Genomic DNA, 935 nt, shown 5'->3' on the forward strand with positions numbered 1-935 from the left:
GGCCAGGCCCGATGCCACTCGGCGCGCCATCCTCGGGTGGCGCCGGGCGGCGCGCGGCATCCGTCTCACCGCACCGAGACGTCGAGCCGACGGCCGGAGAGCGAGCGCGGTCGCCCGGCGAGGAAGGCGGCGACCTGCTCGATCGCGCGCGCTGCGGGATCGTCGGGCTCGGAGAGCACCACGGGTCGACCTTCGTCACCGCCGCGCCGGAGGGCGACGCTGAGGGGCACCGCGGCCACGAGCGGCACGGGCTCGTCGACCCCCTCGGAGAGGCGGCGGGCGACCTCGTCGCCTCCGCCCGACCCGAACAGGTCGAGGAGCGAGCCGTCGGGCTGGGCGAAGCCCGCCATGTTCTCGATCACGCCGACCACGCGCTGGCCCGTCTGGCGGGCGACGAGGCCCGAGCGCTCGGCGACGTCGGCGGCGGCCGGCTGCGGGGTCGTCACGACGACGACCTCGGCGTTCGGCAGGAGCTGCCCCAGCGAGATCGCGACATCGCCCGTGCCCGGCGGCAGGTCGACGAGCAGCACGTCGAGGTCGCCGAAGTACACGTCGGTGAGGAACTGCTGGAGCGTCCGGTGCAGCATGGGTCCGCGCCACGCGACGGCGACCGACGATCCGCGTCCGCCCGGCTCGGTCGGCTCGACGAACATGCCGATCGAGATCACCTTCACGCCGTATGCGACGGGCGGCAGGATCATGTCGTCGACGCGCGTCGGGCGCGCCGCCGTGCCGTGCTCGTCGACGAGGCCGAGCAGGCCGGGGATCGAGAAGCCGTGCACGTCGGCGTCGACGAGGCCCACCGAGAGCCCGCGCGCCGCGAGCGCGACGGCGAGGTTGGCCGTCAGCGTCGACTTGCCGACGCCGCCCTTGCCGCTGGTGACGGCGATGACGCGTGTCAGCGTGCCCGGACCGAACGGGTTGCCGCGCGCGGC

Annotated in this window: 1 protein-coding gene; it reads right to left on the reverse strand. The window is 75.1% G+C overall.

Annotation, left to right across the window (positions count from 1 at the left end):
* Positions 1 to 65 precede the first annotated feature (65 nt).
* Positions 66 to 935 (reverse strand): Mrp/NBP35 family ATP-binding protein (locus tag ESO86_RS17715; protein WP_129236035.1); only part of this gene is annotated, 870 nt, incomplete at its 5' end.

This window comes from Agromyces binzhouensis (assembly GCF_004135055.1).
Taxonomy (GTDB): domain Bacteria; phylum Actinomycetota; class Actinomycetes; order Actinomycetales; family Microbacteriaceae; genus Agromyces; species Agromyces binzhouensis.